The sequence below is a fragment of the Candidatus Neomarinimicrobiota bacterium genome (assembly GCA_017656425.1).
In the GTDB taxonomy this organism is placed as follows: domain Bacteria; phylum Fidelibacterota; class UBA2242; order UBA2242; family B5-G15; genus JACDNV01.
Genome location: JACDNV010000006.1, coordinates 19,678 through 42,081 on the forward strand (window position 1 = coordinate 19,678; position 22,404 = coordinate 42,081).

Sequence of the window (22,404 nt, forward strand, 5' to 3'; positions counted from 1 at the left end):
TATTTAATTGAAAATTATATTGAATAACCTCTGGAGGTAACCAAATGAGGAAATTAATTCAATACCTATTCTTATCATTCCTATTAATACTAACATCGTGTGCAAAAAGACCTGAGCCCGCTAAAAATATCCTATTGTCAACATCCTTTAAAAATTTTACCATGGAGGATTTTTATAATTATTTTCCTGAAAAATCTTTCAAAAACCTCAAAAAACACCAAAAGAAGGATTACATAATAGAATTTTGCAAAAGAGAACTTTTTTATAAAGATGCACTCGATAAAAATTATGACAGAATACCAGAAATAAAAAATGACTTGGAAATACGCAGAAAAGAAATTCTTTTCAATTTATACTATCAAAAAGTGGTAATTGATACTATAATTAATGATGAGAAATTAAAAGACCTGTATGAAAAAATGAAAAAGGAAATCAATATGAGACAAATATTCATAAAGATTGGGGGAAAGAATGGAAGATCAAAAAAAGAAGCTTATAATCTCGCAATGAGTATATACAACAAGCTTAAAAACGATGCTGACTTTCAAAAGCTGGCAAAACAATACTCCGATGATAAAGCTTCTGCTGCCTATGGCGGAATATTACCACCCAAAAAGTGGGTACGCCTACCAAAAAGCTATCGAGATATCATATACAACATGAAAGAGGGAGAAATTACAGAACCCATTTTCTATAATAATGGTTACTATATTTTTCAAGTCATAAAAGTAGAATTCAAAAAACTTATTCCATTTGAAGAATATAAAGAAACATTAAAACAAATTTATATTATGGACAATCAAAGCTATGTTCGAAATATTCGCAGTAAAATGATTAATAATATTATTAATACACACAAAATAAAATTGAATAAAAATAATATCAAAGTTATTGCAAACTACTATAGGACAAAATTAAGAGAGCTAAAAAATCAAAAGATAACGCCTGAAAAGAAGGTTGAAATCCTAAAAACTTACCCAAAAAACATAGTTTTGGCCGAATGGGATAGTGGTAAATACAGGCTTAAAGATTTACTCAGTGATTACGAATACAAAACCGAAGCATTACTTTATAATGTTCAAATCGAATCCAACTTAGCATACCTACTCAGGGACATAATAATTCGAAATATAGTCGAGAAGGAAGCTGTAAAATTCGGGCTGGATACTACAAAAACCTTTCTAAAAACATTCGAGAGCTATAGTAAAAACGTAATACTAAAAAAATATAAGAAGGAAGAGATTGAAAATAAGATAACAATAAACGACAATGAATTACTGGAATATTATAATAAACACAAGGATTCTTTATACATTAACCCAACAATGGTTCAAACATGGTCAATAGTGGTTCCATCCAGAGATGATGCAAAAAGAATCATTAATATGCTAAGAAATGGGAGTGATTTTGATACACTTTTTAATAACTATTCGAAAAGATTTCAAAAAATCAAAGGATATCTTGGTTATATCAACAAAAACCAATACAGTGTTATAGGACAAATAGCGACAAGAATGAAACCAAACACCATTTACCCGGAACCGGTCTCCTACAGAGGAGATTGGGCTGTTATCAAAGTTGGCAATATAATTCCTGAAGGTCCTTCCCCCTTTGAAGAAGTTAAGGGAAAAGTTAAAATTGATTTAATTAGATGGAAGACAAAAAATACTGAAAATCAGCTCTATATAAAGCTAAAAAATAAATATAGTGCTAAAATAAACTGGGCTTTAGCTGGCTTATAAAAGATGATATTTTATATTTCAACAGCACCGTAAATTTATTTCAACAAAATCATCTTTCTTGTAATTCTCTTATTCGCAGTTATCAATTGATAAAAATAGATCCCGGAGGGCATATTATCCATATCAATTCGAACAGAATAATATCCAGGTTTCACTTTACAATTTAGCACTTCCTTAACTTTTCGACCAACCAGATCGTATACTATCAGTTTGACATTTTCTTCTTCTGGTAAAGTAAAACGTATTACAGTATAAGCATTAAAAGGGTTAGGATAGTTTTGTAGTAATTCATAGTCCAGCGCAACATATTCTTCTTGATTCTCTATAGACTGCTCATACTTCTTATAAATATTAAAAATTTCCTCATCAGACAGTGCTCTGCTATATATTCTAATCTCATCTACCCTTCCTTTAAAGAAAGCATCATTATAGGGAGAATTTATCCCTATACCTAGGTAATCATCATTAATAGATAATAAACCGCTATAGATATATATTGTATCCAAAAGTCCATCTATAAAATTCCTAATGTTATCTCCATCATAAACAAAGCCAAAGTGGTGCCATGATCCTGTCATTTCATCTTTATTAATAGTGTATGGAAATATCCTCCACTCCTGATATCTATCTGAATAAAACACATTGTAAATTCTTGAATTATTTTCTCTTAGTTCAAAGAAACCGTAATTTTTACCTTTTTGAATTAAATTCTGGTTTCCAGACGCATCTTCCAGCATGACCCACGCACATATTGTTATTTGATCAGAAATATCCAGACTGAAATCATCCTCAATTAAGCAATAACTACTACCGTTGAAACTCAAAGCATTCCCTTCTACACCTTCTACAATTTCTGTATTGTATAACTTACCGGAATTTCCTGCACTGGCATCTTTTACAATTGTACTTGTATCAGCAAGCTCATCAAATGTAAAATAAGCAACAAGATCCTCTTCCAGAGTCGTTCTTAAACCGATAATATAAAAATAATCAAAGAGTGTCCACCCCCAGAATGCAACTATTGATAGCGTATTCTTTCCTTTTTTTACAGGAATCATTCCAGCATCTACTATTGACCATTCCTGCCCTGTCTTCGGGAAAAAAATCTCTCCAATTCTATCACCATTTACATATAGAAAATTGTATTTTTCAGTATCATAAGGATTCGAATACCCTATTTTTAGTGGGAAATTTCCTTCCAATAAAGAGTAAAATGTAATACATATACTATCTTCTGGAGGCTCATGGTCCATAAAAACATACCCACTCCCTGAATATCCTTGTTGATCAGTTTTTACCACTGCATCTCCAGATAACTGACCGGACTCCGCTTCTATCTTTACACCTCCAACACCTACATTTATATTTACTTTTTGACTTTCTCTATAATTTCCAACAGAATCATAAGCAACTGCAAAAACAGTGTAAAATCCAGATGGTACTTTTTCCAACAGAAATATGTAGATAGAATCACTATCATCCTCACTATATACAGAATCCACTCCAACTAAACTATCGTTTACATAAAATTCAACAAATGCAAGATTTCCATCTTCATCCCACGCTTTTGCCTTTATTTCGATATCACTACTGTCTTTATATACATATCCTTCTTTTGGATTTAATAAATTAATTTTAGGCCATTGTCCCCATTTACCTTTAATATCCACTTCATCCCTATAATTATTCCAGATATCAAACATATTGTATCGCATAAGTTCTCTTGAAGAAGTTTGCAAATCAGTCCATGACCAAGCAAGTGCACCAGCATAGCCCAGTTTATACAATCTTCTAAATAGAGTGTCGGGTTCGCTGTATCTTGATTCTCCTGTACGATATGCCTTAGTATGAAACTCCGCAATCACCAATGGCTTATCAATCTGCCAGTAGGAAAATGGTCTATAAAAAGGTGAATCAGGATAATAGGGATAATCATAGTAATGAAGACAGTAAAAATCCATGTATCCCAAACTATCACCACCAGCCCCCATTAACTCACTATCTTTATAATAATTTTTACTTACATTCTTATAGTCGCTTGTTTGTAGAACTACATCTGTTAATGCAAATAGCGCCCACGTCCCATTTGTAACTTTTGCATCAGGATCAGTTCGATGAATTGCACCTGCACAGAGATTTACAAACTTTTGTATATCAGCCATTGGAACATGCTCCGTAAAATCCCATCCAAACTCATTACTCATGCCTTCTGCTTCATTAAATATCTCCCAAGCAATAACTGCAGGATGATCTTTTAGTGAATCTACCATTGGAACCAAACAATTTTCTATATAGGAGCTCACATACTCATCATTGGTTAATAATTTCTTATTCCTTTCTTTTATATAATCAGGTAAGTTTTCTCTCAACATATCAAAAGACCATAAACATAAAATAATTCCCACTTCTCGTCTCCAGGCTATATCAAGTATTTTTCTTAAATCTGATATTGCACTATCTCCGGGACCAATTACATATCCATTCTCATCGAACTCAGGTGTTTCCACACCATTTGTATGCAACCATAATCTGACTGCATTTCCTCTATGATCGTGAATATCAAGAAACATATCAGCAAAGGCTTTAAAATCAGTCGGACTTGGTCCGATATCACGAGCAAAGTTTATCCATGCAACATTTACACCATTTAAGAATAAATCTTGATCATTAAATCCAATCCTGTTTAATTGCCCATATATATTTACTGTATGAATTATTAATATAGAAATGATAATAAACCTCAATTCCTTACACAACATAGTTACCACCTCTTACCTCAACAAATAAAAAAGCCAGCAGGTGATTTCTCACCTGCTGGCTTATATAATACAAACCGAAGCATAGCTTACTTCAATACAACCATCTTTCTATTCAGCTTAACTTTTCCAGCTTCCAGCTGATAAAAGTAGATCCCAGAGGGTAAATTACCTGCATCAAAATTAATAGCATGATATCCAGCATTCATATGCCGGTTTAACATAGTAGCTACTCTCTGTCCAAGCATGTTATAAATATTCAGTTTAACATGCTGTGGTTTTTCGATATAGAATCCAATAGTTGTTGTTGGATTAAATGGATTAGGATAGTTCTGGTCAAGTCTATACTGTTTTGCAAGATTATTGTCTTCTTTAATACCAACTTCAATTTCCGTCTTACTTATGATCTGGATAAGGTCTATCTTTGTGGAACTACCGGTAATTGCAATTTCATGGCTTCCAGCATCGGCAGAGAATGCGCCAGTCGTTAAATCTGTCCCAGTTGTATCATACTTAAATGTAACATTTTCAATTACAGTCCCGTCAACTGATATACTACCAGTCGCATCAGCTCCACTGGAATTACAATAGAATACACGAACTTTATATTCTCCCGCATTTTCCAGATTTACTGTAAATGAGACAGTGCCATTTGTACCTAAATCAACAGATTTGAATGAGGATGGTACCCACGCACCTGAACCTCCTGGGGTAGCATTGTAACTAACAGCATCTTTTGCATCTAAGTGAACTATTAAATTTTCTGTGCCTGGTTCGTAAAATTCCACCCACTGAAATGAAATTGGATTCCAAGAATACTGTAATTTTAGCGTATTCTGTCCAGAAACCAAAGCAATATATTCACTTCCATCAAAACAATGTAGTTCAGCTGTCGCATAAAAAGCTTCATAAAATTCATCCGTACTTTTTCCGGTCCAGAATGTCTGTGGATCATCCGAGCCTGTCCATACAACAAGTTGCCCCCATTTACGAGCGGCATCAACAATATTGTGTCCATTTAAAATAAAATCAAAGCCTATATTTACTCCATCAGCCCTAGCTTTCATTTTCATATCTATAGGACCCTCATAATCCGAATCGAAAGTCCACTCTATTGAAGAACCAGGTTCTAATGTATACCATGCTTCACCTTCAAAAGTAGCAACCTCGGCTCCATCACTAACATTACCATCTTCTGCTTCTATTGTGGCAATTGGTTGTTCTATAATTTTATTACCAGGTAGCGCTTCTATCCATGCCACATATGCATCTTTATTTGCTTCCCAATCAGCTTTTTTATCAGGGAACCAGTTCAAATCACCAAGTGGTAATCCATCTGTTCCCTTTGTTAATAATTCGGCTGGCTGAGTGTAATGAAAGTCTTCAGGTAATGGCCATAGTATATCAGTATGTATTACATCACCAGCCTCATCAGTAGGTATCCCCCATGCCCATTCAGTCGATGGAGAGATTCCCTCTCTTAAACCCTCAATACATGCTATCATTGAATCAACTACCCAGTCGTCAACATCGGCATCAAAATTGGGTTTCTCAGCAAGCCATAATGTATCAAGCACCCTCCTCTGTATATATTCTTCACCAAAGTACCATTTTCTTGTGAAATTAGACAGAAATGGTTGTGGCTTATATGGTCCATCAGCTACCCCCTCTTTTGTATAGTATTCTGCAAATTTTGGATCTCTCCAAGCTGCTACAGGACCAAAAAGAATTCTCCTACCTTCTTCTGTACCATATCTGCTTGGTAGATCACCAACAGTGAAGAACCCAACCGCATCTACCCAGTCATCCCTCTCAGGATCATAATTGGTCTCACTTGTATACTCAGTCTTGGTCTGACCATGCCAGAATGGGTTTATCAAAAGTAAATTTGTAAAATAGGCTTCTTTCCACCAGGCTCCTGCATTTAACGAACGTCCCATGTTGACTATAGTATTATGGTTAAATCTCACGTAATTGCCAGCACCACCCTCAAGCTGAAACGGAGTGAACATTATATTAAGATAGGTACAGTTTTCCACAATCACTGTATCCTGGTCTGTTGTTATCCTGATTGTCTGACCAAGCCATTGCTGATCCGGAAACATATCCCCAAAATGCCTGAACTTACAATCTTCGTAGATTATATCATTGTTTTTCCCAGCGTACAGAATAATTCCAAATTTCTCTCTTTCAAATATTACGTTTTTCATATAGAACTTACAATTCTCTGCACTTACATCAATTGGGAAATAATAAGTCTGCACGCCATTTTCATCACAACCCAAGATTGCAACATTCATCAGAGTAAGAGAATTACTTACATTCATTAATTGACCAGCAATTGAACCATCTTCTCTTGAAACCATTTGAATTATCGCAGGATGTAAATCGCTAGTTGGCTCTTCACCTACTATCACCAATGGGAAATCAATATTCATAGTCTCTGTAATCCAGTAGTATCCACCTGCCTGCAATTTGTAAATCTTTGCATCTCCGTATTTCTCAATAGCCTTTCTTAAAGTGTCCACGAAAATTTGCGTCCCATCCGTCCAAGGTACAAGTAGTGTGTCAGCAGCATTAGCCTGTTCTGGAATCATTGTTAAAAACATACAGACTAACAGGGTTAAAATTAAGTAACCTCTCCTCATAATTTACCTCCTTTTTATTTGTTAAAATTTATACCTTAGCCCAACATCCATAGAAAAACCATAATATTCAATGTAAGATGGTCTTGTGTAGTCAGCACCTAAATAAGTTTCATCGGGTTTTTCATTTAAATTGTTAAAATTAGCGTATAGTTCAATCCTATTATTTAGCTTTTGCCTAAAAGTCAAATCCCATCTATAGTAAGGTCCTGTCCTACTATCAAATTCAGGGTATTCGGCAATATAGGTTACTTTGTCAGTCTGATATAGAAATGATAATCTTACAGAAAATCCTTTGTAATCATACCCTAATGTTAAATTTGCAATATATTTCGGCTGATCAGTGATCCTCGATGTCCTGGTAGTATCATATAATGTGTACTCTTTATGTGGCGGTGGAGGAAAAGCAACAACTTTTGACCTTACTTTCCATAACTCCTTTTTTATACTTGAAGTAATATAAGTGAAATTTACATTCAGCACGAGTCCACTAAACATCCCTCTCAAATACCAGAAGTTAGTCTGCCATTCAAATTCAAACCCTCTATAATATCCAGGATATTTATTATTAAGATATGTATCAATCTGTGGTCCCTGTTTTAGCCAGACCTCCGGTATGTTTAAACCTGAAAGGTCTACATCACGAGTCTGGAAATATTTTGAATAATACCTGAAAGATGTAAATAAGATTAGATCATATATTTCCTTATAAAACCCTGAAATTGATAAATATCCCAGATAGTTATTATAAAACGAAAAAGCTAAATCATAATTAATTGCATGCTGTGGCTTTAATTTTGAATTGTTGGCTACACCCCATGTCCCAAATACATTTATAAAGGTCCTTGGAACATATTGAATATAGTCCGGTCTTGATATAGTTTCAGTCCTGGACAGTCTTACCCTCATCCAATCATTAGGTTTGAGATTCATTAGTATCATTGGTAGAGTATATATATTATCCCTTTTAATTGTTAATGTATCATAATCATATAATGTCACAGCCTTTCCTTCTTTTATTGCTTCAAGAATTTCCTCAAGAGTAGGGGGCTGATTATTTATAGTTACTTCTCTATATTTTCTACCATTGTACTTACTAAAATCCCTTTCCCATCTTACCCCAGCTATAACAGATATTTTCTTACCTATATTAAATTCTCCCATTGCATATGCTGCCTGATGTACTTCAAAACCATCGTAATCACGACCGAAATAATCTACCATTGGAACCCTATCGATATCTATCGTATCATTTACATCAGCATTGAATAAAGCTTCCAACAGGTAATCAGCCATATCTTCCTTAATTATATAACCCTGAGGATACCTTCCTCCCAGAAAATCATCCCTTTTATACTTATTATCTATAACTAGATAAAGTGGAAATCCCCCCTCATATTCTGGAGTATCCCAAAATGTACTATCAAACACTGCAGGATATTTTTCCATTAAATAAGATACCATTGTCTGTAAATCGCCATTAAAACCACCGTATTGCTCACCCCATCTTCCAACTCTGTTTTCATCATTTAATCTATCAACATGTCTATATTTACCACCAAACTTAATATAACCATGTAGCAGATTTCCAAAATTATAAGGAACTTTAATATTCAACTGAGAACTCCAGATTTTTTCATATCTATCTATACTATTTTTGTATGCTTCTGAAAACCAGGTTTTTGCTGAATCAGGTGTTAAAAGATCCGGTATATCAAAGGGATCGGTTTTCGGCCCAACCTTGGTGGCATCAAGATTATTTCTCTCACGTATAAATGTTACAATACTATTCCCTGAATATGGCATATCAGCTTCCGAACTGGAACGAGAAATACTAAAATCATAACTTAAAAATCCAAAATTCTGCTCCATTCCCATTGCACCTGTAAAAAGACTCGTTGTACCCTGAGATTTTTCTAAGGAAAAATTTCTTCTATTATCCTGAGTATTCACACCACTTATATTATCAAGCCTGTTCACCGCATCCCATGACAATACATTATAAAAAGCATTGGCAGTTATTTTTCCATATGAGATTCTATAATCAGACAACAAGCTCAAACCTCTTCTCTGACGATAAACATTTTCATCCCTGAGGGTTATGTTACTTGGGACTTTCCCAATTTTAGTAACATTCACAGATTCCCCAATATCCGGATCAAACTCTTTCTCTTCATAATCCCTACGAATATAACCTGCAGAAAATTTATCAGCGCTCCTATCATAATTATCAATATGCCATGTTCCAATTACCCCCAGCCTTTTATTGAAAAATCTATTACTGATACTACCAGTGAATTGATAATTCCCGTAATAATTTCTATTTTTACTATAACCTCCTTGAAAAGCCATATTCATATTAAATCTATCTGGGGCTTCTTTTAACTTTAAATTCACAGTACCACCGAATACATCAGCATCCATATCTGGAGTCACCACTTTTTTCAGTTCAATACCATCAAGAATATTTGAGGATATTAGAGACAAATCCACACTTCTATCATCACCACCTGTTGCCGGCAATCTAACGTCATTCACTGTAATAGCATTGAATTTTGGAGATAGCCCTCTAATAGCAACTTTTGTCGCTTCTCCACCATAGCGTTCAATTGCAACTCCAGGTAATCTACCAATGGATTCTGCAGCATTTACATCTGGTAACTCTTCAATCCTATCTTTCGAAACTACGTTAACTATTTCATTAGAAGTAAATTGCTGGTTAATTGCAGACAACTGACCCTCCACCTGAGCAGTAACAACAATCTCCTCCCCCATAACACCGCGATAATTAAGCTCAGCCCTTACTGTGGCCGTCTCACCCGGTTTTACCGTAACATCAATTTCTTTCTCTTCATAACCTATATACGATATTAATAATGTATAATCGCCAGCAGGAACATTTAAAATGCTAAATCGTCCATCTTTATCAGTGGCGGCACCAATAAATGTTCCTTTTAATAAGACATTAGCATATGCCAGAGGTTCCTTCGTTGAACTATCGTACACATATCCAGATATATTCCCAGTTGCTTGACCAAGTAATCTATTTACAATGAATAATAAAATAAAAATATAAATAGATCCACTAATGATTCTTGTCATATTTCCTCCGTATTTCGTTCTCTTTAATAAACTTTTTCATTGCTAAATTCATCATCCCCTCATTTGATTAAATCACTTTAAAGACAGGATTAATATATAAAAACGGTAACATTATGTCAACATTTTTTCTAAATATTTTCGATTATATTGAAACTTTACGAAAATAAATATAAAGAATTATTGAATCTTTATGCGGATTGCCGCTCAATTAATTTTACGGGAACTATTGTAGTAACTCCTCTGTAGGATTTACCACTTATTACATTCAATAATTGTCTAACAGCGATCGAGCCCATCTCTTCTTTATATACCCTCACTGTAGTCAAAGGTGGATTTGAGAATTTCGCCATATCAATATCATCAAAACCCATGACACTTACATCATCTGGTATTTTCAATCCCTTATCCTTGATTGCTTTGTACCCGTAAATAGCGTTAAGGTCATTTGCGTAGAATATAGCAGTTGGTGGATTCTCATTCTCCAATAAACTAATCGTATGTTCATACCCTCTTTCCAATCCACCTGTTTTTACTAAATTTTCGTCAAACTCTATTCCATAAAAATCAAGAGCTTTCTTGTATCCAATATATCTCTGATTAAAACTGAGCCTTTCAAGCTGTCCTGAAACAAAGGCTATTCTTTTATGCCCTTTATTTATAAGATACCGAGTAGCAATAAAACCTCCGTGCTCATTGTCTATTAATACCTGCGTCTCTTTATCCAAGTAAACTTTAGGGTCTACAAATACCGCTGGTATAATTGAGTTTCTAATGATATTTGTAAACAGCTCATTAAAAACACCAACCACAATAATCCCATCAACTTGATTATCCCTTATCATTTTAGGCAATTTATTTGTTTCTGGATCAGGAATTAATTGCAATATAAGATTGTAATTATTTATAACTATTTCTCCCTCAATTCCTTCAAGAACTCTGGAATAAAACGGATTATTTGATAATGGCCTGCCCTCCCTGCAGAAAATTACTCCTATATTATTAGTCTTCTCAGCTTCTAGCTTCCTCAATCTGTGATGATCATATTTTAATTCTTTTGCTATTTTAATTATTTTCTCCTTGGTCTCCCGACCTATATCCCTTCGGTCATTTAATGCCTTCGAAACTGTCGATATAGAAACGTTAGCTAATTTTGCTATATCCTTTATTGTTACCATATCAGCATCCTTCATATTTCTTAACTTAACGAAAAGCAACGAAAAAATATAAATTGATTAAATTACTTTGTCAAGCCTTTATTTATTGAAAATATCATTTATTAATTTTATTAGATAAATATTTATATATAAATAGTGTTATACAGTTATATTAATATGAATTCGTGTTTAACATTTTAAATATATAGAAATTTAAGTTAATAAATTTTTCTTAAACTCTTGTATATGTAAATTATTTACTTTAATATATCTGACTATTAAAATAGAGAACAAGCCATGTTACCACTAAATTTTCGAAAATTTATCGTACCTATTATAATAACTCCAATTTTATTCCCATTCTGCAGTGAAAAAAATCTTTCTACTCAACTTTTAGAATCTCTAAATAGTAACATAATAAAAATATGGTATCCATTGGCAATAGACACTGCCTATGGTGGATTTTTATCCAATTTTTCATTCGATTGGAAACCAACGAAAATGCAGAACAAAATGGTCGTAACTCAAACGAGACATTTATGGACACTTGCAAATGCAGCAATATTCCTGAACAATAACAAGTTATTGGAACATGCTATCCATGGAGCAAAATTTATAACAACTAAAATGTGGGATAATAAGTATGGAGGCTTCTTTGATCTTGTTGACAGGACAGGGATTCCTCTATATGCTGAAACTTCTCCTCCAAAGACTGCATATGGAAACTCTTTTGCAATATATGGCTTTACTGCATTATATAAAGTAACTAAAAATCAGACCTATCTTGACTGGGCAATAAAGACATTCCGATGGTTGGACAAACATGCTTATGATAATGTTTATGGAGGCTATTTTCAAGCCCTGACTCGCAAGGGAAAACCTATTCCTCAAAATGTAGTTTCTTCAGAATTGAAAGATAAACTTAAAATCTGGAAAGACTATAACTCATCAATTCACCTGCTCGAATCCTTTTCCTCATTGTATGCTGTTTGGAAAGATTCTCTACTTCGCAAAAAACTAGAAGAAATGTTTTATATCGTTAGGGACACCATTGTAGATAAAAGAGGTTTTTTGTTATTACATTTTGCAAGAGATTGGACTCATATATCATTGAAAAGTCAACCCGTTCAAATATTCAGGAAAAATATCTATGTAGACCATGTTTCCTTTGGCCACGATGTCGAAACAGCATATTTACTCTTAGAGGCAGAGAAAACCCTATATGGTAAATTTTCAGAAAAGACCCTGAAAATTTCAAAAAAACTTGTTGACCATGCAATAAAATATGGTTGGGATAAACAAAAAGGTGGATTTTATGATGCTGCCTATTACTTTAATACAGAGCCAGAAGTTGTTAACAAAGCAAAAATCTGGTGGACTCAAGCAGAAGGTCTAAATTCTCTACTTTTATTCTACAAACTTTATCCCAATAATAAGAGTTACTACGAACTTTTTAAAAAACAGTGGGATTATATCGACAACTATTTAATTGATCAAAAATACGGAGGCTGGTATGCTGAAGGACTGGATACTGACTCTCCCCAGGTAAGTAAGCCAAAGGCATGGACATGGAAAGGCAATTACCATAACGTTAGAGCACTAATATGCTGTATAAAATACCTTGAAAATAATCATGAATTATTAAAAAGATAGTAACGTAATTAGAATTAATATGAGGTTAAATATGAGAATTACAGATAACTTTTTACTTATTATATTCATTTTTCTATCCTTTTCAGCTATATTATGCTATGCTAAAACCAAAGAATATGAAATCAAACTTAACGATATGAATTACTTCTCAACTAAGGGATTCGATGTTATAGTTTTTGATGATTTTTATCCCGAGGGTCACCAGAGTGGTATAACCATAATCCATCATGGTGTAAGAGTCGCTGCTAATGGCGATATTCGACTCCAAGCAGCGCCAGGTCAGTGGGAACCTGTTCCAAAACTCATAAATAAAAAAATAATTAAAGAAAAAAACCAGATAATGGTTTCCCTATATTATCCTGATCCCGATAGAAACAGAAAAGGTTTTAATCCAATTATTTATCCTGATTTGAAATTGGAATACAAAATTAGAGTATACTCCAAAGCCAATAAAATAATAATTGAAGTAGCCCTGAATAATCCTCTACCCGATAAATGGGCTGGGAAAGTCGGGTTTAACCTTGAGCTATACCCCGCTGAGTTCTCTGGTAAACACTACATAATGGATAATAAAACAGGTCTCTTTCCACCTCAATTCACCAGCTCAATTAATAAGAAAGATAATAGCGAAGTTGAAGTAATACCAATGGCAACAGGCAAAAGTCTGACTATTGCTCCCGAAGACCCCTATAGAAAACTAACCATAAACGCCTTAATTGGTAATTTGGAGCTAATAGATGGAAGAGCAAGACACAATAACGGATGGTTTATTGTAAGTTCAAAAATAGGCAAAAGAACTAAAAACGTTATTAAGTGGGAAATTATACCAAATATTGTCAAAGATTGGTTTTATAAACCCGTGATTCATGTTTCGCAAATTGGATACCTACCCAATCAACAAAAAATTGCTGTCATTGAAACCGACAAAGATTATAAATCCCAAAAAGAGATTAAACTGATAAAAATAGAAACAGATGGAAACAATAAAATAGTATTTGAATCAAAACCAGAATCATGGGGTAAATTTTTAAGATACAATTATTATAAATTTGACTTTTCAAAAATTAAAGAAGAAGGTATTTATTTCGTAAAATGGGACGATTATAAATCTAATTGTTTCAGAATCTCAAAGAATGTATTTGACAAAGATGTATGGCAACCAACATTATCCTATTTCCTCCCAATTCAGATGTGCCATATGCGTGTAGAAGATAGATACAGGGTGTGGCATGATCTGTGTCATATGGACGATGCCTTAATGGCTCCAACAGATATAATACACTTTGATGGATACAGACAGGGTCCATCTACCCTTACCAGATACAAACCTTATGAACATGTCCCCGGTCTCAATGCAGGTGGATGGCACGATGCTGGTGATTATGACCTGAGGATAGAGTCACAAGCTGGGACAGTAAGGTCACTTTCCATAATATACGAGCTCTTTAAAATTGAATATGACCAGACAACTATCGATCAGGATAAACATCTCGTCATTTTAAACGAACCCGATGGAATCCCTGATATACTTCAGCAAATTGAACACGGGCTTATAACAATAATTAATGGATATAAAAGTCTCGGCAGGTTTTATCGTGGGATTATTTGTCCTACTTTAAAACAGTACGTATTACTTGGTGATGCAAGGTCGATGACGGATAATAAAATTTATAATTCTGACCTGAATGATAAGGAAATTAGGGCAACAGAAAGTCATATCCCCGATGACAGATGGGTATTTACGGAGGAAAACCCCTATCGAGAATTATACGTTGCTGCCTGCCTTGCACAGGCTTATAGAGTAATGAAAAACTATAAACCAAAAATTGCAAATGAATGCCTTGATATTGCAAAAACCGTGTTTGAAAATTATAAAGATGTTGATGGTCGAGCTGTTATCTCCAAAATAGAAGTAGCATCAGAACTATTATTATCGACTGGAGAGGAAAAATATCGTCAGGAAATCATTCAAAGTATGAAAATAATAAAAAAGCACTTTAACAGGATAGGATGGATTGTTTCAAGAATATTACCTTTAATTAATGATAAAGAATTCGAGAAAATAATGAGAAAGACCGTGAAAAAATATAGGATTGAACTTGACAAACAACTAAGTGAAACTCCTTTTGGAATTCCCTTTCATCCACATATATGGGGTGCTGCCTGGGGACTGGAAAATTTAGCTGTAAGATTATACTTTCTCCATAAATCATTTCCTGAAATAATACCAAAGGAACCAGTAGAAAGGACCCTTGATTATCTACTGGGAGTTCATCCAGGTAAAAATACGTCATCACTTGTATCTGGAGTTGGGGTCAAATCTGCAACTATAGCGTACGGCTTTAATCGTGCTGACTGGTCATATATACCAGGAGGAGTAATCTCAGGACCGAATTTGATCAGACCTGATCTTCCCGAATTAAAAGAGTTTCCATACCTCTGGCAGCAATCGGAATACGTAATAGGGGGTGCAGCGTCAAACTTTATATTTCTTATATTCGCAATAAAAGAGTTAAATCAGAAATAAAGCATTTGATTTGTTATTAAAATAAAATTAAATTTGCTTGATTATTTTATAATTGATTCCGGCGTAGCTCAATAGGCAGAGCGGGTGGCTGTTAACCACTAGGTTGTAGGTTCGAGTCCTACCGCCGGAGCTTTCATTTATTTTATCTAACTATCCCTTTTGATCCCCTTAATAAAATTCATAAATGTAAAAGAATAAACTTTTAAGGAAATATTAAACCCATACACTCCTTAAAATATTTTACATTTTACTTGACTTTTGGATTATTTTTTATATAATTACGAAAAATGAGTTACTTTATAGTAAAACTCTGTATTCTAAATAATAAAAGAAGGTATCCTTAAAAAAGTTGAAAGACTCTCCGTGAATATTAACGGTAAAGCAATTGGCGGATTATCTACAGATGGATGAACATACCGTCTATAAACTTGCCCGCTCTGGTCAAATCCCCTCTATCAAAATCGCTGGTCAGTGGAGATTTTTAAATTGCTCCTTCTTGTAATTTTCTTATTTCTTCTACAGCTTTCCACTTTAACTCAAAAGCATTTTGGACCTTTTTACTAATATCAGATCTCACTTTCTTATTTCTATGGATAGGTAAAAGTAATTCTGTCCATCTATCAGCAATGTTAGGAAGAGTAGTTTCAATAAGAACTTTATCTTCTATTTGAAGTTGTACTATTGGATGGGTTAAGAGATAAATAAGGTAATAAGGTGTGATGTCGAAGTCATTTTCTTTCTTAACTACACGAAATATTAAAATTTCTTTTGTTAATAAAACTTTTTTATCAAAAGGTGAAACAAGAGCTACGCTGCCAATTCGATAACTTCCACGTCTGACAAAAAGAAGATCACCCACCTCCAAGTCTATACCCCGCCCCTTCTTTTTCAAATAGATATCTTCTGGAATTAAAGCGGTAGGATTCTTATAAACTTCTAAATTAACAATATCTGCAACCCTTACATAGGGAATAGTCCCTGTTCCCTTATAAATTGCATCAGGTGAACCGTGTCCTTCATAAACTTTCAATATCTCTCGTCTACACAACTCACCTAATGGAATTAACTCGCAATCATTTTCTTTAGCATACTGTTCTATAGTTTTTATATAGGCTCGCCAATAATATCTTGGAACCAATACCTTACGGTTTATCTCATCGTATCTTTTATAAAACAATAGGGAAGTAGGAATAACTTTTTTAGAGGATCTATATTCTCTTAATTTCTTTATTATTAGAGGAATCTCGTCGTCAATCTCATTTGTCCTTTCTTTTGTTATGGGATCGATTTTATAGAGTATTCTACCTGTATGATCGTGACCAACTGTTTTGGCAATTGAAAAGAAAATCTTATGGTTCTCTTTAGGCGCGCTCTTTTCTAAAACTACAACAACTGTCTTTGCGTTATTATGAGGTCTAAAAGTATCATGGGAAAGATCGACTACATGTAGAATTTTATATTGCTGTAAAAATTGTAATATATGTTCGGAGTTCTTTGCGTGAAGATATGTCTCTGGTAAAATAATAGCCATTCTTCCGCCCGGTTTTAATAATTGGATACATCTTTCAATAAAAAGAATTTGTGGAACTTGTTTATCTAATACCTTATCAGTTCTTTCATACTTACCCGTTTTCTTATTTAATTTCCATTTAAAGCCAAGTTCATATTGCTGCAACAACGATTTGCTGGTAATAGGAATTTTTGAACCAAAAGGAGGATTTGTCAAAAGTACATCGAAAGTACCAAGTTTAATCATTTCTCTTTGAATAGGTGGCCATTCTTTAGGATCTACTAAACTATCTGAACAAAAAATGCCTCCTCGGCCATCTCCTACAATTGCCATATAAGCTTTACTTACCTTAGCTAAATCGAATTCTTTATCGATTCCGTAGAAATTTCTTGAGGCAATCTCACTTTTTAAAGCACCTATTTTTTCCTTTGAAAGATGTTTATATTTCTGCTCCACTTTTTTCCAAACATATTCCAAAGCAACTATTAAAAAACCGCCCGAGCCACAAGCAGGATCAATAATTTTTTCGTTTGGTTTGGGATCAAGTAATTCAACACACAACCTAACCACATTTCTAGGCGTGAAAAACTGACCTTTTTCTCCTCTCAATGCTGGTCCTATAAAAACCTCAAAAGCGTCTCCAACAGCATCTTTGTCAGTTCTCAACAAACTATAATTTTGTAACTGGCTTACTACATAAGCAATAGATTTATCATCAAGTAATAGTCTCTCATCTTTCTCAAAAACATCTTGATATTCCTTTTTGACTTTTTCAAATAATTCCTTTATTCTCTCAGCAACTTTTTTGTCTGGCTCTTCTGCCCCAGCCTTGAACTTTAAATCCCTGTAATTATGCATTTCATCGTATATTTTACAGAATATTAGTCGTGTCATTTCTCCTCCAAGTCTTTCTGCTCTTGGAAGATTACTATTAGTGTAAAGATGGTAATAGATAACTTTGAAGATAGACTTTAGATTTTGAGCAGGAATAAGTTCATCACCAGTTTTATACTTTCCAATTTCTTCCCAAGATTGACCTTTTTTGGGGATATTTCTCCATTCAACAAGTTGTGGTGTGTAAGATGGCGGTTTCCTTATAACTCTAAAGTAAGCTATTTCAGTTCCATTGAACCAAACTCCGCCTTCTGCAGGAGTGGGATCGATATAACTTTTGAGTTGTTTTATTCCATCCTTCCTGTCTTTCCTTTTTGTTTCAACAATAAGAAAAATATTATCAAATGTCTTTTTACTATCTATAAAAACTACTATATCTGCTGGACCGATTTTTGTACTTCCTTTTTGAATATAAAATTCTGGAAAAGTTTGAATCTGGTCCTTCGAATACCCATACTCATTTAGGAGCCTTTCAGCAAAGATAAGTTTTGCTTCTACTCTTTCAGGGGTTATTTTTACAAGACGGCCTGATACGGGATCCTTAATATATCCTTCTTTGGTCTCGAACTCTTCAGTCGGCTTAAATTCTTTTTCAGGCATAAATTACACTCCCTCTTAACCTACATGATTTTTACAACTCCCCCAGCGATAAGATTAAATCCTACTGAAACAGCTCTTTTTAATTCCAACTCTTTTATTTTCTCTTCCATAGAAATTTTAAAATTGCGAATCCTTCCATTATGAAGCCTTATTATTGGATCTTTGTCACTTTTTCCTTGTTCTTTAAGTTTTCTAATAATTTCTTCTGCTTTTTTTATTTTAATTGTAGCTGATTGCCTCACACTTTCAATTTGATTATTTACTAATGTATCATTTCTTCTTTTTAATTTTTGCTCTTCTTCTTCACGAATCATTTCAAGATATTCCCCCGCCTCTTTAAATATTCTCTCAAAATCTTTAGTTTCATAAGTTGCAAGATATTCATCATTGAGAGGTTGCGCCTGTACAATTTCACCTAAAAACCAATCGCAAAGTTCATCTACTATATGAACCTTCTCATTTGCTAAATTAACAAGGATTGGTATTAGAATAAGGTCTTTTTTTAAAGCTGTCTTTTCCAATAAATATATAAAAAAGAGATAATTCCCATGGTATTTATTATCTCCTCTTAAGCTAAATTGTGCTGTAGCATGGATTTGTTGTTTATTTTCATCATAAAATCGTTTTATTGCCTTCATAATTGGATGATGAATTGTAATAAATTCTAATGAATCATCTCTACAGGCTTCTTGATCACTAAAAGTCACCAAAAAGCCCCCATCAAAAGACATTTTTCTTTCTATTTCCTTTATATTCTCAGTGCTAGAGGCATACTGCCTAACAAATCTACGAAATCCTTCATCACATTTTAGGACAAATACATTGTCTCTTCCTCTCTTTGGGGGATGTAATGTAGATTTTGGAAAATTTGTTTTAAGGAAAAATTTAAGAAGGAATAAGACCTCATCCGAGGTTATAAATCGCTTTGTTTCCAAAATTCTTGTAACTTCTTGATTAAAATATTCATCTTGTCCTATAAACTTCTGGCATTCTTTCTCAAATTCTTCTAGTTCTTTTTGTCTTCTTTCTATGTTTTCTGCGATTTTTTCAATCTTCTGAACTTTCTGTTCATAAGTAAGTTTTGTGTTAAATATTTCTTTGGTCAATTCTGTTATTTGATCCCCTAGTATAGCATCTAAATCTCCAATATACCTTTCAAACACATTTATTCTTCTATACAAACGGTTTAAAATTTCATCATCTATAGTACCAACCATTGAAAAGTTATAAATAAGAATTTTCTCATGTTGCTGACCATAACGGTCAAGCCTACCAATTCGTTGTTCAACTCTCATTGGATTCCAGGGTAGATCATAGTTAAAAATCACATTACAGAACTCAAAATCCAAACCTTCGCCACCTACCTCTGATGAAAGCAAAATTTTTATTTCGTTCGTTTGGCGAAACTTTTTAATAATTTTCCCACGGTCTTTGGGATGTATGTCACCGTGAATTAAAGCCACTTTTCCTCTATATTCTGTTGAGGTTAATCTTTTCATTAAGTATTCTAATGTTTTCTTAAAAAATGCAAAAACCATTATCTTTGCATTTGGATCTTCTTTGTCTAGTTTTCGCAAAGCTTCTACGAACATATTGAATTTTGTATCAGTATCGCCTACTTTCTGAGCAATTTTTTTTAGTTTCGAAAGGGAAGCTATCTCTCCACTTTCTAATTTCCAAGATGAATCAATATTCATGGAAAGGTCAATCACATCTCCATTGTCTCCAGATGATGTCTTAATAGCCCTTTTTTTAATTATATTATCAAGCCTTTCCTTCATAGCTTGAATACAACTTGCCACCTGTCTTTGAGGCATTATAACAGCAAATGAAATTCCCTGAGAAGAGCCATACTTTGCTGTAAATCGCTCCGAAACAAAGTCGGTTATAGCATTATAGAACTCCATTTCCTCTGGCGTAAACTGCACTCGAATTACCCTTGCTTCCCTAATTGGGAATTGAATTTCAACATCTCTCTTTTTCGTTCTAGTAAAAACATAGGATAGACAATTTAGCTCAATAAGAAGCTTTTGTAGACGAATTGCCTGATCACGGGTTAAATTGTTATTTCTACTTAATAGATCTATTGCTTCTCGATAGAAAGAATTTTTTATAAATTTTTCTCTTTGGGATGTTTCTTCAACTTTTTTAAGTAATTCTAAAGCAGCTTTTGGGTCATATAATCTACGTAATGCATTGTTTATATATTCATTAGGTTCAATGAGCCTATGAAATAAAAGAAAATCTGAAAATTCTTCTGGAATAAGTAAACTAAGAAGATTAAAAAGATCTGGGGTACCTAACTGTAGAGGTGTAGCAGATAAAAATAACATCGCATCTGACAACTCTGATAAAACTTCACCCAGTTCGCTACTTAAAGTTTCAGGGTTTCTCATGTAATGTGCCTCATCAACAATAACGATATCAAAATGTGGACTCACTTCTCTTAACCTTTCTATCATCTTATTCGATCTAAGAGTTTGAAGAGAAATAATGCCTTTCATTTTTTCTGCTTCTCCATATTCTATATATCGCTGTAAGAATTTTATAAAATCATTTCTTGTCAAAATGTCAAAATTTAAGCTAAATCTCTTTTGCATTTCTCTTTCCCATTTAGAAAGTAACATGGAAGGACATACAATCAAAACTCTCGATAACTCTCCTAAACGTGCTGATAATTCTGTAATGATAATGCCTGCTTCAATAGTTTTCCCTAAACCGACTTCATCGGCCAGTAAGAGTCTTTGTTTAAATGTATTAAGTAGTTTAAGTACCGGTTTAAATTGATGAACTTGAAATTCCGTTCTGGAGGCATAAAAGGTATAGAGATTATCAGATAAAGGTTTTTCTAATTTCTTATAAATAAGTGATTGAATAAAACATTCCACATCGGAGAATTCTTTTTCTTTCAATTGTTGTTCTACAGATTTTGGAGGAATAAATTTTTCAAGAGAATCTTCTGGGTAATAGGGGCTAGGTTGACTTGGGTCAACAGAAACAGGATAAAATAATTTACCTTTTGTTTCTTTGGGGTTACCATCGATAATACCTATTTTCCTTCTCAATGCTTTTATTACAACTTTATCTCCTTTAAAAAATTTCGGCTCCACAGTCTATCCTTCCTTAATTAACCCTTCATTATAAAAACTATAGTATTTATTATCTCCTAATATCACATGGTCTAGAACTCTTATTCCTACAAGTTCACAGGCAGAAATTAACCGATTAGTTATTTCAATATCATCTTGACTTGGTTCAGGTTCACCGCTTGGATGATTATGGAGTAGGATAAGGGCAGAAGCTGACTCACTAATTGCCTCCTTTATTACCTCTCTCGGATGGACTATTCCCTTATTTAAAGTGCCTTCTGATATTGTGACATCTTTAATTATTTTGTTTTTACCATCAAGGAGAATGACTTTAAAAATCTCCTTTTTAGCATCCCTCATATAAGGCATAAAATAGTCTACTATGTCTCTGCTCGTCTTGATTTTTATCTTTGTAAGGTTCTTTTCTTTAAGGAATCTTTTACCTATCTCAATAGCAGCTTTTATTTGAGCAATCTTAGCAGTTCCCAAACCTTTAATTTTTTTAAGTTCGGCGACACTTTTAGTATCTATGTTTCTAAAACTCCCAAATTTCTTAATTAACTCTCTCGCCATATCAACCGCACTTTGGCCACTTGACCCTACTCGTAAAAGAATGGCAAGAAGTTCCGTATCAGAAAGTTTATCAGCACCAAATTTTATTAATCGCTCTCGTGGTCGCTCGTCTTCAGGCCAACTATAAATTGCTTTTGGATACTTTTTCTCTTTAGTCAT

General features: G+C 33.8%; 11 protein-coding genes and 1 tRNA gene. 5 read left to right on the plus strand and 7 right to left on the minus strand.

The features are described 5' to 3' along the window. The first annotated feature begins 44 nt into the window (after positions 1-44). Positions 45-1,742, plus strand: coding sequence for a peptidylprolyl isomerase (locus H0Z29_05445; protein MBO8130948.1), 1,698 nt, complete (start codon positions 45-47; stop codon positions 1,740-1,742). Between the two features lie 35 nt (positions 1,743-1,777). Here the strand turns inward: H0Z29_05445 and H0Z29_05450 are convergent, their stop codons facing one another. The 4 genes from H0Z29_05450 to H0Z29_05465 all read right to left on the minus strand — a co-directional run bounded on the left by H0Z29_05450 (position 1,778) and on the right by H0Z29_05465 (position 11,420). Further along, positions 1,778-4,501: a T9SS type A sorting domain-containing protein gene (locus tag H0Z29_05450; GenBank protein ID MBO8130949.1), complete on the minus strand. Its 2,724-nt coding sequence runs from the start codon at positions 4,499-4,501 to the stop codon at positions 1,778-1,780. Positions 4,502-4,587: 86 nt separating this feature from the next. Beyond that, positions 4,588-7,146 carry a T9SS type A sorting domain-containing protein gene (locus H0Z29_05455; GenBank protein MBO8130950.1) on the minus strand — a complete coding sequence of 853 codons (2,559 nt, stop codon included), beginning with the start codon at positions 7,144-7,146 and terminating at the stop codon, positions 4,588-4,590. A 21-nt stretch (positions 7,147-7,167) separates the two neighbouring features. After that, a complete protein-coding gene (locus H0Z29_05460; protein ID MBO8130951.1) occupies positions 7,168-10,245 on the minus strand; it encodes a TonB-dependent receptor in 3,078 nt (1,025 codons plus the stop codon). Between the two features lie 188 nt (positions 10,246-10,433). After that, positions 10,434-11,420 carry a LacI family DNA-binding transcriptional regulator gene (locus H0Z29_05465; protein ID MBO8130952.1) on the minus strand — a complete coding sequence of 329 codons (987 nt, stop codon included), beginning with the start codon at positions 11,418-11,420 and terminating at the stop codon, positions 10,434-10,436. A gap of 276 nt (positions 11,421-11,696) precedes the next feature. On the opposite strand from H0Z29_05465, the gene H0Z29_05470 reads away from it, so the two are divergent. From H0Z29_05470 to H0Z29_05485, 4 genes are all read left to right on the plus strand, one after another. After that, the gene (locus tag H0Z29_05470) at positions 11,697-13,052 is read left to right on the plus strand and encodes an AGE family epimerase/isomerase (GenBank protein MBO8130953.1); all 1,356 of its coding nucleotides are present in this window, start codon (positions 11,697-11,699) and stop codon (positions 13,050-13,052) included. 31 nt (positions 13,053-13,083) lie between these two features. Beyond that, a complete protein-coding gene (locus tag H0Z29_05475; GenBank protein MBO8130954.1) occupies positions 13,084-15,579 on the plus strand; it encodes a glycoside hydrolase family 9 protein in 2,496 nt (831 codons plus the stop codon). Between the two features lie 57 nt (positions 15,580-15,636). Further along, positions 15,637-15,709 (plus strand) — tRNA-Asn (locus tag H0Z29_05480). A gap of 273 nt (positions 15,710-15,982) precedes the next feature. Then, positions 15,983-16,081 (plus strand): helix-turn-helix domain-containing protein, encoded by a 99-nt coding sequence (locus H0Z29_05485; GenBank protein ID MBO8130955.1) that lies wholly within the window; start codon positions 15,983-15,985, stop codon positions 16,079-16,081. Here H0Z29_05485 and H0Z29_05490 read toward each other — a convergent pair. Genes H0Z29_05490 through radC form a run of 3 tightly spaced genes read right to left on the minus strand, consistent with a single transcriptional unit; the run spans position 16,061 to position 22,404 of the window. Beyond that, positions 16,061-18,583, minus strand: coding sequence for an N-6 DNA methylase (locus H0Z29_05490; GenBank protein ID MBO8130956.1), 2,523 nt, complete (start codon positions 18,581-18,583; stop codon positions 16,061-16,063). The genes H0Z29_05485 and H0Z29_05490 overlap by 21 nt on opposite strands. A gap of 20 nt (positions 18,584-18,603) precedes the next feature. Beyond that, positions 18,604-21,648, minus strand: a complete 3,045-nt coding sequence (locus H0Z29_05495; GenBank protein MBO8130957.1) for a DEAD/DEAH box helicase — start codon at positions 21,646-21,648, stop codon at positions 18,604-18,606. A 48-nt stretch (positions 21,649-21,696) separates the two neighbouring features. Then, a complete protein-coding gene (radC, locus tag H0Z29_05500) occupies positions 21,697-22,404 on the minus strand; it encodes a DNA repair protein RadC (protein MBO8130958.1) in 708 nt (235 codons plus the stop codon).

Excerpts from the sequence above, each read along its gene's own strand:
- H0Z29_05445 (MBO8130948.1), top strand. The coding sequence starts at position 45 with ATGAGGAAATTAATTCAATACCTATTCTTATCATTCCTATTAATACTA.
- H0Z29_05450 (MBO8130949.1), bottom strand. The coding sequence starts at position 4,501 with ATGTTGTGTAAGGAATTGAGGTTTATTATCATTTCTATATTAATAATT.
- H0Z29_05455 (MBO8130950.1), bottom strand. The coding sequence starts at position 7,146 with ATGAGGAGAGGTTACTTAATTTTAACCCTGTTAGTCTGTATGTTTTTA.
- H0Z29_05460 (MBO8130951.1), bottom strand. The coding sequence starts at position 10,245 with ATGACAAGAATCATTAGTGGATCTATTTATATTTTTATTTTATTATTC.
- H0Z29_05465 (MBO8130952.1), bottom strand. The coding sequence starts at position 11,420 with ATGGTAACAATAAAGGATATAGCAAAATTAGCTAACGTTTCTATATCG.
- H0Z29_05470 (MBO8130953.1), top strand. The coding sequence starts at position 11,697 with ATGTTACCACTAAATTTTCGAAAATTTATCGTACCTATTATAATAACT.
- H0Z29_05475 (MBO8130954.1), top strand. The coding sequence starts at position 13,084 with ATGAGAATTACAGATAACTTTTTACTTATTATATTCATTTTTCTATCC.
- H0Z29_05485 (MBO8130955.1), top strand. The coding sequence starts at position 15,983 with ATGGATGAACATACCGTCTATAAACTTGCCCGCTCTGGTCAAATCCCC.
- H0Z29_05490 (MBO8130956.1), bottom strand. The coding sequence starts at position 18,583 with ATGCCTGAAAAAGAATTTAAGCCGACTGAAGAGTTCGAGACCAAAGAA.
- radC (MBO8130958.1), bottom strand. The coding sequence starts at position 22,404 with ATGACTAAAGAGAAAAAGTATCCAAAAGCAATTTATAGTTGGCCTGAA.